This is a genomic window from Verminephrobacter aporrectodeae subsp. tuberculatae At4 (assembly GCF_000193225.1).
Taxonomy (GTDB): domain Bacteria; phylum Pseudomonadota; class Gammaproteobacteria; order Burkholderiales; family Burkholderiaceae_C; genus Acidovorax; species Acidovorax aporrectodeae.
On sequence record NZ_AFAL01000888.1, the window covers coordinates 1 to 449 of the forward strand.

General features: G+C 73.3%; 1 protein-coding gene. It reads right to left on the reverse strand.

From position 1 onward, the window contains the following. Window positions 1-295: 295 nt before the first annotated feature. Window positions 296-445 carry a choice-of-anchor U domain-containing protein gene (locus tag VTU_RS35615; RefSeq protein ID WP_322835873.1) on the reverse strand — a complete coding sequence of 50 codons (150 nt, stop codon included), beginning with the start codon at window positions 443-445 and terminating at the stop codon, window positions 296-298. Window positions 446-449 lie beyond the last annotated feature (4 nt).

Sequence of the window (449 nt, forward strand, 5' to 3'; positions counted from 1 at the left end):
CCCCACGTTTGTGCGTGCGCGCCAGGCTGGTTGAGCGGGACCGTGCGCGGGGGCGCAGAGGGATTGGCGCTGCCCGAAGCGCTGCGCGTTGCGTATTGCGCCGGCTCCGGGCAACGGCTGCTGTGGCTTGTCGCCTGCGCGATCGGGATCGTTCGGCGCGCGCAGGCGCGCCCTGTCCGCACCATGCAGGCGAATGCGGAGCCAGCCCCGTCAACTCCTCGGGTTCAAGCCGTCCCCGTCGGGGCGCGGGGACAGGCTTGGGCAGCCGCTGTGCCAGGCCCTGCGTGCTGTAGCGTCAGAACCAGAGGTCGCCCGCCGCATCCGGCGTCTGCCCTACGAGGGACAAGGGCATGCGCGCTGCGGCGCCGGGCGCGGTGATGGCGCCGTTGGCCTGGCCGTCGGCGTCGAACGGCCCGCCATCGGCGATCTCGAAGTCCAGCCGCAGCCGC